Annotated in this window: 14 protein-coding genes and 1 pseudogene; 12 read left to right on the top strand and 3 right to left on the bottom strand. The window is 71.8% G+C overall.

Annotation, left to right across the window (positions count from 1 at the left end; translation table 11 throughout):
• Window positions 1-129 precede the first annotated feature (129 nt).
• Both ACZ62B_RS18960 and ACZ62B_RS18955 read right to left on the bottom strand, forming a co-directional pair.
• Window positions 130-1,158, bottom strand: coding sequence for a LacI family DNA-binding transcriptional regulator (locus tag ACZ62B_RS18960; protein ID WP_344565574.1), 1,029 nt, complete (start codon window positions 1,156-1,158; stop codon window positions 130-132).
• Window positions 1,155-3,593, bottom strand: coding sequence for a glycoside hydrolase family 2 protein (locus ACZ62B_RS18955; RefSeq protein WP_344565576.1), 2,439 nt, complete (start codon window positions 3,591-3,593; stop codon window positions 1,155-1,157). The genes ACZ62B_RS18960 and ACZ62B_RS18955 overlap by 4 nt, the downstream gene beginning before the upstream one ends.
• A 263-nt stretch (window positions 3,594-3,856) precedes the next feature.
• Between ACZ62B_RS18955 and ACZ62B_RS18950 the strand changes: the two genes are divergently transcribed.
• The 3 genes from ACZ62B_RS18950 (at window position 3,857) to ACZ62B_RS18940 (ending at window position 7,110) form a co-directional block, all read left to right on the top strand.
• Entirely contained in the window at window positions 3,857-5,182 is a 1,326-nt protein-coding gene (locus ACZ62B_RS18950; RefSeq protein WP_468880709.1) for an ABC transporter substrate-binding protein, read from the top strand.
• A 93-nt stretch (window positions 5,183-5,275) separates the two neighbouring features.
• Window positions 5,276-6,250, top strand: a complete 975-nt coding sequence (locus tag ACZ62B_RS18945) for a carbohydrate ABC transporter permease (RefSeq protein ID WP_344565580.1) — start codon at window positions 5,276-5,278, stop codon at window positions 6,248-6,250.
• Window positions 6,247-7,110, top strand: a complete 864-nt coding sequence (locus ACZ62B_RS18940; RefSeq protein WP_344565582.1) for a carbohydrate ABC transporter permease — start codon at window positions 6,247-6,249, stop codon at window positions 7,108-7,110. The genes ACZ62B_RS18945 and ACZ62B_RS18940 overlap by 4 nt, the downstream gene beginning before the upstream one ends.
• Window positions 7,111-7,173: 63 nt before the next feature.
• On the opposite strand, the gene ACZ62B_RS18935 is transcribed toward ACZ62B_RS18940, so the two are convergent.
• Entirely contained in the window at window positions 7,174-7,719 is a 546-nt protein-coding gene (locus ACZ62B_RS18935; RefSeq protein WP_344565584.1) for a GNAT family N-acetyltransferase, read from the bottom strand.
• A gap of 126 nt (window positions 7,720-7,845) precedes the next feature.
• Here ACZ62B_RS18935 and ACZ62B_RS18930 point away from each other — a divergent pair, with 126 nt between their 5' ends.
• The 9 genes and pseudogenes from ACZ62B_RS18930 (at window position 7,846) to ACZ62B_RS18890 (ending at window position 17,771) form a co-directional block, all read left to right on the top strand.
• Window positions 7,846-9,102, top strand: coding sequence for an ATP-grasp domain-containing protein (locus ACZ62B_RS18930; protein ID WP_469691211.1), 1,257 nt, complete (start codon window positions 7,846-7,848; stop codon window positions 9,100-9,102).
• The gene (locus tag ACZ62B_RS18925) at window positions 9,099-9,950 is read left to right on the top strand and encodes a hypothetical protein (protein ID WP_469691209.1); all 852 of its coding nucleotides are present in this window, start codon (window positions 9,099-9,101) and stop codon (window positions 9,948-9,950) included. Before ACZ62B_RS18930 ends, ACZ62B_RS18925 begins: the two co-directional genes overlap by 4 nt.
• Complete coding sequence (locus tag ACZ62B_RS18920) at window positions 9,947-11,026, top strand: PLP-dependent cysteine synthase family protein (protein WP_344565590.1); 1,080 nt, start codon at window positions 9,947-9,949, stop codon at window positions 11,024-11,026. The genes ACZ62B_RS18925 and ACZ62B_RS18920 overlap by 4 nt, the downstream gene beginning before the upstream one ends.
• Window positions 11,023-12,054 (top strand): annotated as a pseudogene (locus ACZ62B_RS18915) (dipeptide epimerase); the annotation flags it as partial. The gene ACZ62B_RS18920 and the pseudogene ACZ62B_RS18915, both read left to right, overlap by 4 nt.
• 283 nt (window positions 12,055-12,337) lie before the next feature.
• On the top strand, window positions 12,338-13,621 hold the full coding sequence (locus ACZ62B_RS18910; protein WP_468721505.1) for an MFS transporter: 1,284 nt from the start codon (window positions 12,338-12,340) through the stop codon (window positions 13,619-13,621).
• Window positions 13,618-14,412 (top strand): class I SAM-dependent methyltransferase, encoded by a 795-nt coding sequence (locus ACZ62B_RS18905; RefSeq protein ID WP_344565594.1) that lies wholly within the window; start codon window positions 13,618-13,620, stop codon window positions 14,410-14,412. The genes ACZ62B_RS18910 and ACZ62B_RS18905 overlap by 4 nt, the downstream gene beginning before the upstream one ends.
• A gap of 10 nt (window positions 14,413-14,422) precedes the next feature.
• Window positions 14,423-16,006 carry an ABC transporter substrate-binding protein gene (locus tag ACZ62B_RS18900; RefSeq protein ID WP_469691206.1) on the top strand — a complete coding sequence of 528 codons (1,584 nt, stop codon included), beginning with the start codon at window positions 14,423-14,425 and terminating at the stop codon, window positions 16,004-16,006.
• Window positions 16,003-16,956: an ABC transporter permease gene (locus tag ACZ62B_RS18895; protein WP_469691203.1), complete on the top strand. Its 954-nt coding sequence runs from the start codon at window positions 16,003-16,005 to the stop codon at window positions 16,954-16,956. The genes ACZ62B_RS18900 and ACZ62B_RS18895 overlap by 4 nt, the downstream gene beginning before the upstream one ends.
• Window positions 16,953-17,771: an ABC transporter permease gene (locus tag ACZ62B_RS18890; RefSeq protein WP_469691202.1), complete on the top strand. Its 819-nt coding sequence runs from the start codon at window positions 16,953-16,955 to the stop codon at window positions 17,769-17,771. Before ACZ62B_RS18895 ends, ACZ62B_RS18890 begins: the two co-directional genes overlap by 4 nt.
• Window positions 17,772-17,809 lie beyond the last annotated feature (38 nt).

Raw genomic sequence — 17,809 nt, 5'->3', positions numbered from 1 at the left:
CCCCCACGGAGGACCACCGGTCCCGGGCCGGCCCGCGCGGAAGCGACAGGCGTGTTCCGTCGTGCCGCGCGGGTGAACGACGAAAGGGGCGCGGCTCGAAAGCGAGCCGCGCCCCTTCCCCGTCTCCGCCTACCGGCGTGGAGGTGCCGTCGACCCCCTCGGTACCAGCGAGGGGGTCGACACCGGTCGGGAGGTGACTTCCTTGCCGGCGATCACGTCGAAGAGGACCCGGGCCGCCTCGGCGCCGAATCCGTGCACGTCGTGGCTCATCGCCGTCAGGGTCGGGTGTGTCAGGCGGCACAGCTGGGAGTCGTCCCAGGCCAGCAGGGACAGGTCGTCCGGTACCGAGACGCCCATCTCGGCGGCCACGCCCAGTCCGGCGACGGCCATGATGTCGTTGTCGTAGACGATCGCCGTGGGACGGTCGGACGACAGGAGCAGCATGCGGGTCGCCCGGGCGCCCTCCTCCCCGGAGAAACCCGTCTCGACGTGCCGGCCGCCGTTCAGGCCGAGTTCCCGCATCGTCCGCTCGAACGCGTCCGCGCGGATGGCGCTGTGGCCCAGCCCCGCGGGTCCGCCCACGCGGGTGATGCGCCGGTGGCCCAGGGCCGCCAGATAGCGCACGGCCTCGGCCACGGCGGTGGCGTCGTCGGTCCACAACGACGGGAAGCCGCCGGTGAGATCCGGATGCCCCACGCCCACGGCCGGCAGCCCGAGCTTGCGCAGCGGCGCGACCCGCGGGTCCCGCCGGTGGAAGTCGACCAGGATCGAACCGCCTATCTGGCGCTCCCGCCACCAGCTCTGCTGGAGCTGGATCTCCTCCTCCAGGGAACCCACCAGGCGCAGCAGCAGGGAGCAGTCGCGTTCGACGAGCACGCTCTCGATGCCGGAGATGAACTCCATGTAGAAGGGCTCCAGGCCCAGCAGCCGGGCCGGCCGGCAGACGGCCAGTCCGATCGCGTCGACGGAGTTGCGCGACAGACTGCGGGCGGAGGAGTTCGGAGCCCAGCCGAGCTGCCGGGCCGCCTCGAAGATGCGGTCCCGGGTGGCCTCGGAGACTCCCGGTTTGTGGTTGAACGCCAGTGACACCGCGCCCTTGGAGACGCCGGCGGCCGCGGCGACGTCCTTGATGGTGACGCGTTCCGGCGGTGTGCTCACGCGGGTTCCACGCAGAACAGGGCCGCGCGTACCGCGTTGGCGCCGGTCTCCGCGGCGTTGTTCACCCGCAGCCGGACCTGCTCCCCGGGGAGCAGGGTGTGCAGTCCGGAGTCGCAGACCGCGTCCGGTCCGAGCCGGTCGGCCTGCAGGAGGAGATCGCGTACCAGGGTGTGTGCGGTGACCACGATCTCGACACTACCGCCACCGGAGCCGACCGGGGTCCCCACCGCGACGTCGTAGTGGGGGGCGGGGTAGGCGAAGTCCTTGTCGGCGACGGGGAAGTGCACGGCACGCAGGCCGTCGGCGTCGGCGTCCGCGACGAGGAACTCCTTCGTGGCGAGCGCGTCCGGGGCGAGCTCGCCGGGCACGGTCTGCCGGTACACCTGGCGGGCGGGGACGGTCAGGTCGAGCTGCCGCTCCGCCACCACGGTGCCGTCCGCCCGCATGCGCCGCAGGGTCACGGTGGCGTGCCACGGCTCGGCGGACTGGTTGACCACGGCGAGCACCGGGCAGTCGGCGCCGGGCTGGAGGGTCAGCAGGCGGTCGGCGTAGACCCGGCGCAGCTCGTGGTAGAGCGGCTTGAGGCGTCCGTCGCCGTCCACGGCGGCCCAGGAGCTCACCGGCCAGCAGTCGTTGAGCTGCCAGACCACGGTGCCCGCGCACACCGGCCAGTGCGAGCGCCAGTGCTCGATCCCGGCGGCGACCGCGCGCGCCTGCACGACCTGGGTGAGGTAGTGCCAGCGGTCGAAGTCGTCCTCGGGGAGCCGGAAGTGGCGGGCGACGCCCCGGTTCAGCTTTCCGTTGCCGTCCTCGGCCTTCTGGTGGTGCAGCATGCCGGGCGAGTCCGGGGCGAGGCGTTCCCCGGGCAGTGCCCGCCGGAGGGTGGCCAGCGCGGGCGGCGCCTGCCAGCCGAACTCCGCGACGAAGCGGGGCACCGAGTCGCGGTACTCGGCGTAGTCGCGGCGGTTCCACACCTCCCAGGAGTGGTGGGTGCCGTGCGCGGGGTCGTTGGGGTGGTGGTCCCAGGAGCCGGACCAAGGGCTGCCGGCGGTGTAGGAGCGGGTGGGGTCGAGTTCGGCGACGAGGCGCGGCAGCAGGTCGAGGTAGTAGCCACCGCCCCAGGAGTCGCCGGCCAGGGCGGGCTCCCAGTCCCAGTCGCGGAAGCCCCACAGGTTCTCGTTGTTGCCGTTCCACAGCACGAGACTGGGGTGCGGCATCAGCCGGACAACGTTGTCCCGTGCCTCGGCCTCGACCTCGCCGCGCAGCGGCTGCTCCTCCGGGTAGGCGGCGCAGGCGAAGAGGAAGTCCTGCCAGACCATGAGGCCCAGCTCGTCGCAGACGTCGTAGAAGGCGTCGTCCTCGTAGATGCCGCCGCCCCAGATCCGTACCAGGTCGATGCCCGCCTCGGCGGCCTGGCGCAGCCGTGTGCGGTAGCGGTCGGGGGTGATGCGGGAGGGGAAGACGTCGTCGGGGATCCAGTTCACGCCGCGGGCGAAGACCGGTACGCCGTTGACGACGAAGATGAAGCCGGTGCCGTGTTCGTCGGCGGAGCGGTCCAGCACCACGTCGCGGAATCCGATCCGGCGCGACCAGGAGTCGAGGTGCCGGGATTCCGTACCTTCGGTGCCCCGGGAGACGAGGGTCACCTCCAGGTCGTACAGCGGCTGCTCGCCGTATCCGCGCGGCCACCACAGGTCGGGGTCGGGTACGTCGAGGATCAGCAGGGCGCTGTCCCCCACCACCGTGCCATGGGCCTGTACGCCGCCGACCTGCGCGCTCACCTCGAGGTGCCGGTCCGCGCCCTGCCCGGTGCGCTCGATGTCGATGCGGAGTTCCACCCGGCCGGCGCCGTCGTGGACCGTGACCAGGGGACGCACCTCTGCCAGGCGGGCCGTCGACCAGCGCTCCAGCCGGACCGGGCGCCACATTCCGGCGGTGACCAGCGTCGGCCCCCAGTCCCAGCCGAAGCTGCACGCCATCTTGCGGATGTACTGGAACGGCTCGGGGTAGACGTTGGGCCGCTCCCCGGTCAGCGCCCGCACCGCCTCGGCCTCCTCGTAGGCGGAGGCGAACTCGACGTGGAGCGGACCGTGACGGTCGGTGACGTCGAAGCGGTACCGGCGGTGCATGTTCCGGGTGCGGCCGAGCTCGTGCCCGTCGAGCGTGATCACGGCGGCGGTGTCCAGGCCGTCGAAGACCAGGTCGGTGCGTTCGTGGCGCTCCGCCGCCGTCTGGGCGGGCTCCAGGTTCCGGCTGTAGGTCCAGGCGCGGCGGCCCACCCAGGCCACCTCGGACTCGTTCAGGCCGAGGTAGGGGTCCGGGATCAGGCCGGCCGTGAGCAGATCGGTGTGGACGCAGCCCGGGACCTGGGCGGACAGCGAGCTGCCGTCGTGGTCGAGACTCCAGCCCTCGGTGAGCTGAACGGCTTCCTTCATGTGCGGCTCCTTCGGCGGGACGGCCGGTTTCGTGTACGGCACAGGTCAACCTAACGCCACGACAGTAAACCGGTCTAGTCCCCCAACCCTCAACAAGGTTCTACGCAAAACCCCAGCTAGAAGCGCTCAAACCCGATCTACACCTCTACAGCACATAACGATTGAGCATCGCGACACGCTTCTGCGCTTTACCGGTTCATCTCCGGCTGACATAGTCGCCACCACCGCAGCCCGAGCCGCAATCCAATGGAGGAGTTGGGCCCATGGGGAAGAAAGCGCTGAGCGCCGCACTGCTGGCCATCACGATGCTGACCGTTGCAGGATGCAGCGGAGCGAGCGGAAGTGCCGACCCGAACGAGACGGCCGTCGCACCGATCAACCCGGACAGCGTTTCGGGCGACATCACGGTTCTGACCAACCGCACCGACCTGGTGCAGGACAAGACCATGGAGAAGTACGCCGCGGAGTTCAACAAGATCTACCCCAAGGTGAAGGTCAAGTTCGAGGGCATCACCGACTACGAGGGGGAGGTGAAGATCCGTATGAACACGGAGAACTACGGTGACGTCCTGCTGATCCCCTCGGCCATCTCCAAGGGCGACTACCCCAACTTCTTCGCGCCGCTGGGCAACGCCGGATCGATGAAGGACACCTACCGCTTCACGGACAAGACCAATGTCGACGGCAAGGTCTACGGCATCGCCGCCTACGGCACGGCCAACGGTTTCGTCTACAACAAGGCCCTGTGGAAGAAGGCCGGCATCACCGAGTGGCCGACCACCCCGGAGCAGTTCCTCGATGATCTGAAGGCGGTCAAGGACAAGACCGGCGCCACGCCGTACTACACCAACTTCAAGGACGGCTGGCCGCTGGCCGGCCAGTGGACCAACAGCGTCGGCTCGGTGAGCTGCGACACCCAGGCCTCCGACAAGCTCGCCTCGATGGACGAGCCCTGGGGCGAGGGCACCGATCTCAACGCCCTGGACACCCTCCTCCACGACATCGTCCACCGGAAGCTCTCCGAGAAGGACCCGAGCACCACCAACTGGGAGAGCTCCAAGACCCTCCTGGCCAAGGGCGAGATCGGCAGCATGATGCTCGGCAACTGGGCGATCGCCCAGATGCGGGACGCCGCCGAGAAGGCCGGTGAGAACCCCGACGACATCGGCTTCATGCCGGCCCCGTTCCAGCAGAACGGTCAGTTCTGCGCCACCCTGGTCTCCGACTACCAGCAGGCCGTCAACATCCACTCGGACAACAAGAGCGCGGCCCGGGCCTGGATCGACTGGTTCACCGAGAAGTCCGGCTACTCGGCGAAGGACGGCGTCGTCTCCGCGCTCCTGAAGGAGCCCCTGCCGGACAACCTCCAGGAATACGTAGACAACGATGTCAAGATGGTGGAGCGCTCCGAGAACCAGACGGTCGAGGTCAACGCGATCGACGACGCCGCCGAGATCGGCCTCGGCAAGCAGGACTACCGCCGCAAGCTCATCGACATCGCCCGCGGCGCCCAGGACGGCTCACTCCAGGGCTACTTCGACGAGCTGAACAAGCGCTGGTCCGAGGCCAGGAAGACCGCCGGTTCCTGACCCGGCGCACACCGGGTCCCGGCCGACCCCGGCCTCCCCGGCCGGGACCCGGCGCACCAGCGTCCAGCGGATGACGAAAGGCCTTCGCCCCCAATGACCCGAACCGTTTCCACAGCATCACCGCCCACTCCGGTCGCCAAGCGGGACCGGACCCCCGGCCGCCGTTCCCGGCACCGCGGCCCGGGCCGGGGTTCCTGGCGGGAGCAGCCGCTGCGCCGGCTCACCCCCTGGCTGTTCCTGCTGGCCCCGTTGGCCCTGCTGGTCACGTTCACGTACGTGCCCGTGGGCAACATGCTGTACTACAGCTTCACCGACTGGGACGGTGTCAGCCCCGAGCGGAACTTCATCGGTGCCGACAACTACACCGAGGTGTTCACCCGGCCGGAGATGTTCCGGGTCTTCGCGGTGAGCCTCTACTATCTGGCCGCCTCGGTGGTCCAGATCGTGATCGCCCTGTACTTCGCCACGGTGCTCAGCTTCGACCTGCGCTTCCGGAACCTGTTCAAGGGGATCCTGTTCTTCCCGTACCTGATCAACGGGGTGGCGATCGGCTTCGTCTTCCTCTACTTCTTCCAGGACGGCGGCACCCTCGACTCGGTGCTGTCCTGGTTCGGGGTGGAGAACGACCACGCCTGGCTGGGCAGCCCGGAGTCGGCCAACACCTCGCTCGCCGGGGTGTCGGTGTGGCGCTTCACCGGTCTGAACTTCGTCCTGTTCCTCGGCGCGATCCAGTCGATCCCCGGCGAGCTCTACGAGGCCGCCCAGCTCGACGGCGCCAGCCGCTGGGAGCAGTTCAAGCACATCATCGCGCCGAGCATCCGGCCGGTGCTGAGCCTCAGCGTCATCCTGGCGATCTCCGGCTCACTCTCCGTGTTCGAGATCCCGTACATCATGACCGACGGCGCGACCGGGACCTCGACCTTCGTCATCCAGACGGTCAAGTTCGCCTTCCAGTTCAACAAGACCGGACTGGCCTCGGCCTGTGCCGTGGTGCTGCTGGCGATCATCCTGCTGATCACCTGGATCCAGCGCCGCCTCGTGCCCGACGAGAAGGTTGACCTCGTATGACCCTCACCGCCCCCGCCCAGGGACGCTCGCGCCGGCGGCCCCGCGTCGCCACCACGCTGACCTATCTGTCGCTGGTCGTGGCCTCGCTCGTGGTGCTGCTCCCGCTCGCCGTGGTCTTCCTGACCTCGCTGAAGTCCTACGGAGAGATCCAGGACGGCCAGGGAGCGCTGGCCCTGCCGGACGACTGGTTCAACTTCGCCAACTACGCCACGGCCTTCAACGACGGCCACCTGCTGACCGCCTTCGGCAACACGGCCTTCATCCTGCTGTTCTCCATCACGGGCACCGTGATCATCGGCTCCATGACGGCGTACGCCATCGACCGCTTCGACTTCCGCTTCAAGAAGCCGATCATGGCCCTGTTCCTGATCGCCACCCTGGTGCCCGGTGTCACCACCCAGGTCGCGACCTTCCAGGTCGTCAACAGCTTCGGCCTGTTCGACACCCGCTGGGCGCCGATCCTGCTCTACATGGGCACAGACATCGTGTCGATCTACATCTTCCTGCAGTTCATCCGGGGCATTCCCACTTCCCTGGACGAGGCGGCACGGCTCGACGGCGCCAACGCCTTCACCATCTACCGGAAGATCATCTTTCCGCTGCTGAAGCCGGCGATCGCGACCGTGGTCATCATCAAGGGCATCACCACGTACAACGACTTCTACATCCCGTTCCTCTACATGCCCTCGGAGGAACTCGGCACCATGTCCACGGCCCTGTTCCGCTTCAAGGGCCCGTTCGGCGCCCACTGGGAGAACATCTCGGCCGGAGCGATCATGGTGATCGTCCCGACCCTGGTGGTCTTCCTGTTCCTGCAGCGCTACATCTACAACGGGTTCGCGCAGGGGGCGACGAAGTAGTCACGGCCGCGGATGCCGAGGGGGAGAACCGGTGACACCGGTTCTCCCCCTCGGCGTACACGGTCAGAACGGGATCTCGAAGTGGACCGTGGCCACCCCCGGGCCGTGTTCGCCGGTGGTGCGGGCGTCGAAGATCTCCTTGGCCGTGCTGCGCCAGAAGGCCTCCGCGCCCTCCACCCGCGTGTTGGTGTGCAGGTAGAGGGAGTCGTAGCCGGGGGTGTTCGCGACGAAGTCGCAGGCCGCGTCGACCAGGGTGCGGGCGAGGCCCCGGCGCCGGTGCTCCGGGCGGACGTAGACGCGGGCCAGTTGGGCGGTGGTGCCGGACGGGTAGCGTTCGGCCAGCCAGCGGGGGTGGGGCGGGTGGGCCGGGCCCGTCGAGTGCACGCCGGTGGTGGCGACCACCTCGCCGTCGTGGACGGCCACGAGCAGGACGTGCCGGGGGTCGTCGAGGTAGGTGCCCTTGAGGTCCGTCACGTCCCGGTGCCAGCGGGGCACGTAGCCGTATCCGAACTCCTTGTAGAACGTGTCGAGCATGACGGCGCGGGCACCGTCGGTGTCCGCGGGTGTCGCGGGGCGCACGGTGTAACCGGCGGGCGCGGTCCGACTCATCGCGAGATCCTTCCGTATCGGGGTCCTCACAGTACCTGACAATGAAAATGATTACCGATATCGTGTCGTCGGTCGCGGCCCTGGCGTCAGGGCCGCGCCGTACGCGACGACACGAAAAGGGGAGCCGTGGCTCATCTGCTGGTGGTCGAGAGCTGGGTCGGGTCGATGAGCAGGCTGCTGCCACGGGCGATCCGGGAGGGCGGACACGAGTTCACGTTCCTCACCCGCGACCTGCACCACTACCTGCGCTCGGCACCCGAGGGCGTCGCGCACCCGCTGCTCGGGGCGCGCAACGTGATCACCGCGGACACCAACGACACCGAGACCCTGCTGCCCCGAGTGGAGCGGCTGCACTCCGTGCTGGGCTTCGACGGGGTGATCACCTCGTGTGACTACTACCTGCCGGTGGTGGCGCGGACGGCCGCCCGGCTCGGGCTGCCCGGACCGGCTCCCGAGGCGGTCGGGAACGCCTGCCGCAAGGACGCCACCCGCCGGGTCCTGGCCGACGCCGGGGTGCCCGGACCGCGGTTCGCGGTGCACGAGGAGTGGGCCGAACTCGCCCGGTCGGCACGGGAGATCGGCTACCCGCTGGTGGTCAAGCCCGTCGACCTGTGCGCCGGCATGTACGTACGGCGGGTGGACGACGAGGAGCAACTCGCCGCCGCCGTGAAGGCACTGGGCGAGTTCCCGGTCAACGCGCGCGGACAGCGGCGGGCGCCCGTCGTGCTGCTCGAAGAGCTCCTGGACGGTCCGGAGGTGAGCGTCGAGACCGTGTCGCACGCGGGCGCGGTCCATGTCGTCGGCGTGACCGACAAGAGCGTCGGCGGGGCGCCCGCGTTCATCGAGACCGGCCACATGTTCCCCGCCGCCCTGCCGTCCGCGGACGCCGGGGCGGCCGAGCAGACCGCGCTCGGCGCGCTCAAGGCGCTCGGACTGACGGACGGTGTGGTGGCGCACACCGAGATCAAGCTGACCTCCGCCGGGCCGCGCGTGGTCGAGGTCAACCCGCGGCCCGCCGGGAACCGCATCACCGAGCTGATCCGGCACGTCACCGGCCTCGACCTCGCCGCGGCCTTCGTGGACGTGTCCCTGGGCCGGGCGCCCGATCTGCGGCGGACGGACACCGGACTGCGCAGTGCCGCCATCGGCTTCCTCGTGCCGGGGGCCACGGGCACGCTCGAAGCGCTGGACGCCGGCCGGGTGCGGAGCGCGCCGGACGTGCTCGAGGTGCAACTCGCCGAGCCGGGGCGGCAGGTGAAGGCGGCGGGCAGCAACAACGAGTACCTGGGGCATGTGATGGCGGGTGACCCGGCCGGCACCGGCGCCCGCGCCCGGGTCGAGGCCCTGCTCGACGAGGTGCGGTCCGGGCTGGTGATCCGATGAGCCCCGCCGCCCCGGCGTCCGCCCGCGCGGCGACGACGTACGACGAACTCCTGGCGCTCGCCCGCGCCGGTGAACTCGGTCCGGATCCGGCCGGGTTTCGCATCTCCGTGGCCTTCACCACCCGGCAGGCGGTACGGCACGAGGGGCGCGGCACCGGTTACCGCAACGAGGTGCTCAGTCTGCGCCTCGCCGAGTCCGTCGGCAGTTGCGCGGTCGAGCCCGGCGCGCTGCCCGACGGCGCGCTGGAGGACTGCGTCGGCGCGGACGTGGCCCGCCTGCTGGAGCATCCGACGCCACCGGTGCGGGTCGCCGCGCTCGACGCGTACCTGATGCACGTCACCCCGCACACCCCCGAGAACGGGGCACGGCCCGTCGCCCTGCCGGCCGGGACGTCGCTGGAGAAGTCCCGGGTCCGGGCCGAGGCCGTCGCCGGGCTGCTCACCCTGCCACCCGGGGCGACGGTGCTCGTGGTCGGTGTCGTCAACTCCCTGCTGGAGGCGCTGCGTTCGCGAGACCTGGGTTATGTCCCGTGCGACCTCAAGGGCGGGGTCACCGAGTGGGGCGAGCCGGTCGTCACCGACGCCCTCGGCGCGGCCGGCCGGTGCGACGCGCTGCTCGTGTCCGGGATGACGCTGGGCAACGGGACCTTCGACGCGCTGCGGGAGCACGCGCTGCGGCAGGACAAGCAGTTGGTGATGTTCGCCCAGACCGGCAGCGCCGTGCTCCCCCGCTTCCTGGGGCACGGGGTGAGCGCGGTGTGCGCGGAGCCGTACCCCTTCTTCTGGCTGGACGGCGGTCCCGGCACCATCCACCGCTACCGCGCCGGCCGTCCGGGAGGCGCCCGGTGACCACCGCCGCCGTACGGTCCGCCGCCCGCCCGGAACTGCTCTCCCTGCTCGGCCACACCCCGCTCGTCCGCATCACCGCCGGCCTGCCCGGACCGCACCCCGGTTTCTGGGCCAAGCTCGAAGGGCTCGCCGCGGGCGGGATGAAGGCGCGGGCCGCCGTCTCGATGCTGATGGGCGCCCGTGAGCGCGGTGAACTGCGGCCCGGCGCGCCGGTGGTGGAGTCCACCTCCGGCACCCTCGGCATCGGGCTCGCCTTCGCCGGGCAGGCCCTCGGGCATCCCGTCGTACTGGTCGGTGACAGCGAACTCGAGCCGTCCATGCGGCAGTTACTGCGCTCGTACGGGGTGCGGCTGGAGATCGTGGACCGGCCCGCGCCCCAGGGCGGCTGGCAGGCCGCGCGTCTCGCCCGGCTGCGCGAACTGCTCACCGTACTGCCCGACGCCTACTGGCCCGACCAGTACAACAACCCCGACAACACGGCCGGTTACGCCTCGTTGGCCGCCGAACTGGCGGCGGGGCTGGACCACTTGGACGTCCTGGTGTGCAGTGTGGGCACGGGCGGGCACAGCGCCGGCATCATCGGGCCGCTGCGCCGGCACTGGCCCGCGCTGCGACTGATCGGCGTGGACTCCACCGGCTCCACCATCTTCGGCCAGCCCGCCCGGCCCCGGCTGATGCGCGGCCTCGGCAGCAGCATCCATCCGCGCAACGTCGCCTACGACGCCTTCGACGAGGTGCACTGGGTGGGCCCCGCCGAGGCCGTGGACAGTTGTCGCCGGCTGGCGCGGGGCAGTTTCGTCAGCGGCGGCTGGAGCACCGGCGCGGTCGCCCGCGTCGCCGCGTGGGCGGCCCGTGTCCACCCCGGCGCGGTCGTCGCCACCGTCTTCCCCGACGGGCCGCACCGCTACCTCTCCACCGTCTACGACGACGACTTCACCACCGCCCACGGCGTCGACCCGGACGCGGCGGCAACCCGCCCCGTGGAGATCCCGCACCCGTACGCGGCCGAGGCCACCGGCTGGACGCGGTGCACCCGCGTCACCGACCCGCTCGCACGCCCGGAGGGGAACCGGTGAGGACCGGCCTGCGCACCGTGCGCCTCGAACTCACCGAGCCGCTGCGGATATCCCGCTCGACGATGTCCGCCCGTGACGCCGTGTGGCTGAGCGTCGAGCACGAGGGCGTGACCGGTCACGGCGAGGCCGTCAGCAGCGTCTACTACCGGCTCGACGCCGAGAGCCTCGGACGCCACTTCACCGCCGTGGGCGCGGACCTGGCCCGCTTTCCCGACCCGGAGACCGCCCTGGAGGCCCTGCGGACAAGGGAGTTGGCCGCCGGGAGCACTCCCCCGGCCGTGACCGCCGCCGTCGACGCGGCCCTGCTGGACCTCGTCGGCAAGCGTGCGGGCAGGCCCGTCCACCGGCTGCTGGGCGCCGCGGACACCCCGGTCGCGGCCACCGCCCGCACCCTCGGCATCACGTCCCCCGCGCACGCGGCGGCGCAGGCCCGCTCCCTCGTGGCGAGCGGCTTCGAGGTGCTCAAGGTCAAGGCGGGGGCGGCCGATCCCGAGGAGGACGTCGAGCGCGTGCGGGCCGTCCGGGACGCCGCGCCGGGCGCGCGGCTGCTGCTCGACCCCAACGGCGCCTGGACCACGGGGCAGGCGGAGGCGTTGCTGCCCCGGTTCGCCGCACTCGGCGTCGAGGCCGTCGAACAGCCCCTCGCCCCCGGTGACCCGGAGACCCTGGCGGCGCTGGCCGAGCGCTCACCGCTGCCGGTCGTCGCCGACGAGGACGCGGTGGACCTGGAGGACGTACGCCGGCTGGCCGGGCGCGTCCACGGCGTCAACGTCAAGCTCGCCAAGTGCGGCGGGGTGCACGCGGCCCTGCGCATCGCCGAGTCGATCGACGGCAGCGGCACGGAGCTGATGCTGGGCTGCCTGACCGCGAGCAGCCTCGGACTCGCACCGGCCGTACACCTCGCCGGCCGGGCCCGCTGGGCCGACCTGGACGGACATCTGCTCCTCGCACACGACCCGTGGACCGGCATCGGCGGCGAGGACGGCCGGGTACGGGCGAGCGACCTGCCCGGCCTGGGCGTCGAACCACGGGAGGGACGCCGCACGGCCCCGGACGAGAGCCGCGCGAACCGGGAGGGGCCCCGTACGGACCTGGAGGGACGCCGTGCGGCCCCGGACGGGCGTCATACGGACCTGAACGAGAGCCGCGCCCCGGACGGACACCGTGCGGACCTGGACGGACACCGTGCGGCCTCGGACGGACACCGTGCGGACCTGGAGGGGCGCCGTGCGGACCAGGAGGGGCGCCGTGCGGACCAGGAGGGGCGCCGTGCGGACCAGGAGGGGCGCCGTGCGGACCAGGAGGGGCGCCGTGCGGACCTGGTATGAGATACGCCGGTTCCCGCTCGCCGTTCAGCTCCTGCTGGTCAACCAGCTCGGCGTCAACACCGGCTTCTACCTCCTCATCCCCTACCTGGCCACGCACCTCACGGAGAACCTGGGCCTGTCGGCCGCCGTCGTCGGCGTCGTCCTCGGGGTCAGGAACCTCAGCCAGCAGGGCCTGTTCGTCATCGGCGGCTCCGCCTCCGACCGGCTCGGCGCACGCGGCGTCATCATCGCCGGCTGCGCCCTGCGCACCGCGGGCTTCGCGCTGTTCGCGCTCGGCGACCACCTGGCCGTCCTGCTCGCCGCGTCCGTCCTCAGCGGGTTCGCGGGGGCGCTGTTCAACCCCGCCGTCCGCGCCTACCTCGCGCAGGAGGCCGAGGAGCGCAGGGCCGAGGCGTTCGCCCTGTTCAACGTGTTCGCCACCACCGGCGCGCTGATCGGGCCGCTGCTGGGCAGCGCGCTGCTGCTCGTGGACTTCCGCACGTCGGCGCTGACCGCCGCCGGGATCTTCGCGGTCCTGACCGCCGCGCAGGCCCTGGTGCTGCCCGCCCGGCGGATCGAGCCGAGCGGGGGCGGGGTGCTCGCCGACTGGCGGGAGGTGCTCGGCAACCGTGCCTTCCTGGCGTTCGCGCTCGCCATGGCCGGCCTGTTCACCCTGGAGAGCCAGCTGTACCTGCTGCTGCCCGACGGGGCGCGGCGGGCCACCGGCTGGGACGGGGCCGCCGGTCTCGTCTTCGTCGTCGGCGCCCTCGCCGGTCTCCTGCTCCAGTTGCGGCTGACCCGCGCGCTCAAGCGGCGCGGGGACCGGGCCCGCTGGGTCGCGGTGGGGCTCGGCCTCATGGCGCTGGCCTTCCTACCGCCCGCCCTGGTCACGGGCGTGTCCGGCGGCCCGGACGGTGTGGCCGACGCGGTGCTGCGGGTGCTGCCCGTGCTGGCGGGCGCCCTGCTGCTGTACCTCGGGGTGATGGTCGCCCAGCCGTTCGTGATGGACATGGTCCCCGCCTTCGGCCGCCCCGGACTGACCGGCACCTACTTCGGGATCTTCTACGTCGTCTCGGGCGTCGCCGCCGCGATCGGCAACACCGTCGTCGGCTGGGCCATGGACACCGGGCGGGACGGCGACGCCGCGTGGCTGCCGTGGGCGTGCTGCGCGCTGGCCGGGCTCGCCTCCGCGCTCGGTGTCGTACGGCTGCGCCGGCTGGGATCGCTGCCCGCGCCGCCGGAACAGCCCGCCGTACCCGCGCCCGCCCGAGGAAGGACCCCGGCATGACGGACAACCTGCTCACCGACAACCCCGCGCTCTACGAGGCCCGTTTCCCCGACCCCGGCCGGCTGGCCGGACGCTGGGCGGAGGACTGCCTGCGCCGGCACGGGGCGGGGAAGCGGGTGCTGGACATGGGCTGCGGCACCGGGCGCGACGCCGCGTGGCTGCACGGCGCCGGCCGTGAGGTGACCGGCGCGGACCTTTCCGAGGCGATGCTCGCGCACGCCCGCGACCACCACCCCGGGCCCGGGTACGTCCGTGCCGACCTGTACGGATTCGACCTGGGGCACGGGGAGTTCGACGCCGTGGTGTGTCTGGACAGCGCCCTGCTGTACTGCCACACCAACGACCAGCTCGACGGCTTCCTGTCCTCCTGCCGCCGCGCCCTGGCACCGGGCGGCCTGCTCGTCGCGGAGATGCGCAACGGCGCGTACTTCCTCGGCCGCACCGACCTGCTCGACACGCCCAGAGTCAACGAGTTCACCTGGCAGGGCACCGTCCACCGGTCCGTCACCACCCTCACGGTGGACCGTACGGACCAGCTGCTGCGCCGCAGGCGCGTATGGACCGCGGACGACGGGTCGGCACCCGTCGAGCAGCGGTCCGCGTGGCGGCTGCTGTTCCCGCAGGAACTGCGCCACCTGCTGGCCGCGCACGGCTACGAGGTCCTGGAACTCCACGACGGACCGGGCCCGCGCACCGAGCCGCCCTGGCAGGAGGGCCTGCTCCCCGGCCGTACCACCGACGCCGACCGGCTGCACGTGGTGGCCCGTCTCACCGGCACGACCACACACTGAGGAACCTCACATGCACGACGATTCGACCCGCTCCCTCCCCTTCCCGGCCCTGCGCCGCCGCGGCTTCCTCGCCGCGACCGGGCTCGGTGCGCTCACCGTGGCCGGCTGCGGCGGCGGTTCCGGTTCCGACTCCGACGACGGCGCGGGCGACGGCTCGCCGAAGAAGGGCGGACGGCTGCGCGCCGCGTTCGCGGGCGGCGGCGCGAGCGAGACCCTCGACCCGCACCTCGCCAACCTGTTCGCCGACGTCGCCCGCGCCAAGGCCCTGTTCGACAAGCTCGCCGACTACGGCGCCGACCTGTCCGCACAGCCCCGCCTCGCCGAGAAGTGGGAGTCGAACAAGGCGCTGGACCGCTGGCAGGTCACCCTGCGCGAGGCCACCTTCCACGACGGCAGCCCGGTCACCGCGAAGGACGTCCTCTACAGCTACCGCCGTATCGCCGACCCGAAGCAGGCGTTCCGTGCCAAGGCGTCCCTGGAGCCCATCGACCTCGACGCCAGCCGAGCCACCGGCGAACGCGCGATCGAGTTCGTGCTCAAGCGGCCCACCGCCGAATTCCCCAACGTGCTGGCCGCGTTCGGCGCGTACATCGTGCCCGAGAACGCCACCGGGTTCGACAAGGAGCCGGTCGGCTCCGGTCCGTTCCGCTTCGTGTCGTTCACGCCCGGCCGCTCGGCGGTCTTCCGCCGCTACGACGACTACTGGGAGGGTGCCCCGCACCTCGACGAGATCGAGTTCGTCGTGGCGAACGAGGAGTCGGCCCGGGTCAACGCGCTGCTCGGCGGGCAGATCGAGTACGCCCACGAGCTCAACCCCACCACCGCCCGCGCCCACGAGGACAAGGGGCAGATCGAGATCGTGCGGCTGCGGGGCAGCGCCATGCAGGCGTTCTGCATGAAGACCGACCGGCCGCCCTTCGACGACAAGCGGGTGCGCCAGGCGTTCTTCCTCATCACCGACCGCCAGGAACTCGTCGACGGCGCGCTGTCCGGCGCGGGCGAGGTCGGCAACGACCTGTTCGGCAAGGGCTACGAGTACTACGCCGGCGGTCTGCCCCAGCGCGGGCAGGACCTCGACAAGGCCCGCGCGCTGCTGAAGCAGGCGGGCGCCGAGGACCTGAAGGTGACCCTGGACACCTCGGCCGTCGCCGCCGGGTTCACCGAGGCCGCGAGCATCTTCCGCGACCAGGCGAAGAAGGCCGGGGTCACCGTCGAGGTGAGGATGGGCAGCAAGGACTCCTACTGGAGCGACATCCTCGACAACGGCGCCCTGTGCTGCTACCGCTCCGGCGCCATGCCCATCGAGGCGCACATCTCCCAGCGGCTGCTCACCGACTCCACCACCAACGCCACCAAGTGGCGGCACAAGGACTTCGACGCGCTGTACCAGCAGGCCCAGTCCACCCGCGACAAGGCGGAACGCGCCGCCGTGTACGAGCGCATGCAGCGCCGCCTGTACGCCGAGGGCGGCTTCCTCATCTGGGGGTTCGCCGACTGGATCATCGGAACCGCCCGCACCGTGAAGGGCGTTGACACGAAGGCGCCCGCCAACACGCTCGACTGGGCCCGCTTCGACACGGTGTGGCTCGCGTGAGCGGACTGCGCTCCTTCGTCGCCCGGCGGCTGCTCCTCGGCGGCGTGCAGACCGTGGCCGTGGTGCTGCTGGTCTTCGCGCTCACCGAGGCGCTGCCGGGCGACGCCGCGGTGGCCCTCGCCGGGGACCAGCCCGACCCGGCCCGCATCGCGGCCATCCGGGAGGCGATGGAGCTCGACCGGCCGGCCTGGGAGCGGCTGGCCGACTGGGCGGCGGGGCTGCTCCACGGCGACCTCGGCACCTCCCTGGTCTCCGGCCGCCCGGTGCGCCAGTACCTCGCCGACGGCTTCGGCCCCACCCTGCTGCTGGCCACGCTCACCGTGGCACTGCTCGTACCGGCCGGGTTCGGGCTCGGGGTGCTGGCCGCCCGTCACGCGGGCCGGCCGGTGGACCGGCTGATCAGCTCCGTGACGCTCGCCGTGTACGCCGTCCCCGAGTTCGCCCTCGGTGTGCTGCTGGTGACCGTGTTCGCCCTGCGGCTCGGCTGGCTGCCGCCGACCGCCGTCGGCTACGGCACCGACCTGCTCGCCCACCCGGCCGCACTGGTCCTGCCCGTACTGGTGCTGCTGTCGCGGCCCGTGTGCTCACTGGTGCGGCTGGTGCGCGCGGGCATGATCGACGCGCTCGCCTCCCCGTACGTGGCGCAGGCCCGCCGCTACGGCGTGTCCGGCGCCCGCGTCCGGTACGCCCACGCGCTGCCCAACGCCCTGGCTCCCGCCGCTCAGCAACTCGCCCGCACCATCGACTGGCTGCTGTGCGGGGTCATCGTCGTGGAGGCCCTGTACGTGATCCCCGGACTCGGCACGGTTCTGCTGGGCGCCGTCGCCGAACGCGACGTGCCCGTCGTCCAGGGGCTGGCGGTGGTGTTCGGCGTCCTGACCGTCGTACTGAACCTGGGCGCCGACCTGATCGCCCACCGGCTCGCGCCCCGGGCGGGGGTGGCCGCGTGAGGAGTCCGCGTACGGGCCGCTTCGCGCTCGGCCTCGCCGTCGTCGCCGTACCGCTCGTACTCGCCCTGCTCGGGCCGGTGTTCGCGGGTGAACCGGGTCCGCGGGCCGCGTCCTTCACGCTGGGCGAGGGGCACTGGCTCGGCACCGACTTCGTGGGGCGCGATGTCTGGCGGCAGGTGCTGCACGGCGGGCGGCCGGTGGTGCTGACCGCGCTCGCCGCGACCGCCCTGGCCTATCTGGTCGCCCTCCCGGTCGGTCTGATCAGTGCGCTCACCCGGCTCCGCTGGCTGGAGGAGCTGCTGATGCGGCCCCTGGACGTGCTGCTCGCCGTGCCGTCGCTGCTGCTGATCCTGCTGGCCGCCACGGTGTTCTCGCCGGGCCCCGTCGGTCTCGCCCTGCTGGTCGCCCTGGCCAACGTGCCCGACGCGGCCCGGCTGGTGCGCGCCGCCGCCGCCGAGGCCGCCGCCCGGCCCGCGGTCGAGGCGCTGCGCATGCAGGGCGAGACGTGGTGGCGGATGGCCGTCGGCTATGTCGGCCGCTCCATGCTGCGCACCCTGGCCGCCGACGCCGGCACCCGGCTGACCGGCGTGCTCTACCTGGTCGCCACGGCCGCGTTCCTCGGTGTCGGCGTGGCACCCGACGCCGCCAACTGGGCGGTCATGGTCGACCGCAACCGCACCGGCCTGTTCGTCCAGCCGTGGGCCGTGGTCGTCCCCGCCGTACTGATCGTCGCGCTGACGACGGGGACGAACCTCCTCTTCGACGCCGCGCTGGACAAGGGCGGAAACCGGGCAGGGAAGGAAGCACGCCCGTGAAGCACGAGTACGAGAACGGCACCGGCGGAGACACCGAG

The organism is Streptomyces sp. NPDC053426 (assembly GCF_055585405.1).
This window is presented reverse-complemented; position numbering and strand designations above follow the sequence as displayed.

Excerpts from the sequence above, each read along its gene's own strand:
- ACZ62B_RS18955 (WP_344565576.1), bottom strand. The coding sequence starts at position 3,593 with ATGAAGGAAGCCGTTCAGCTCACCGAGGGCTGGAGTCTCGACCACGAC.
- ACZ62B_RS18940 (WP_344565582.1), top strand. The coding sequence starts at position 6,247 with ATGACCCTCACCGCCCCCGCCCAGGGACGCTCGCGCCGGCGGCCCCGC.
- ACZ62B_RS18945 (WP_344565580.1), top strand. The coding sequence starts at position 5,276 with ATGACCCGAACCGTTTCCACAGCATCACCGCCCACTCCGGTCGCCAAG.
- ACZ62B_RS18925 (WP_469691209.1), top strand. The coding sequence starts at position 9,099 with ATGAGCCCCGCCGCCCCGGCGTCCGCCCGCGCGGCGACGACGTACGAC.
- ACZ62B_RS18950 (WP_468880709.1), top strand. The coding sequence starts at position 3,857 with ATGGGGAAGAAAGCGCTGAGCGCCGCACTGCTGGCCATCACGATGCTG.
- ACZ62B_RS18935 (WP_344565584.1), bottom strand. The coding sequence starts at position 7,719 with ATGAGTCGGACCGCGCCCGCCGGTTACACCGTGCGCCCCGCGACACCC.
- ACZ62B_RS18905 (WP_344565594.1), top strand. The coding sequence starts at position 13,618 with ATGACGGACAACCTGCTCACCGACAACCCCGCGCTCTACGAGGCCCGT.
- ACZ62B_RS18900 (WP_469691206.1), top strand. The coding sequence starts at position 14,423 with ATGCACGACGATTCGACCCGCTCCCTCCCCTTCCCGGCCCTGCGCCGC.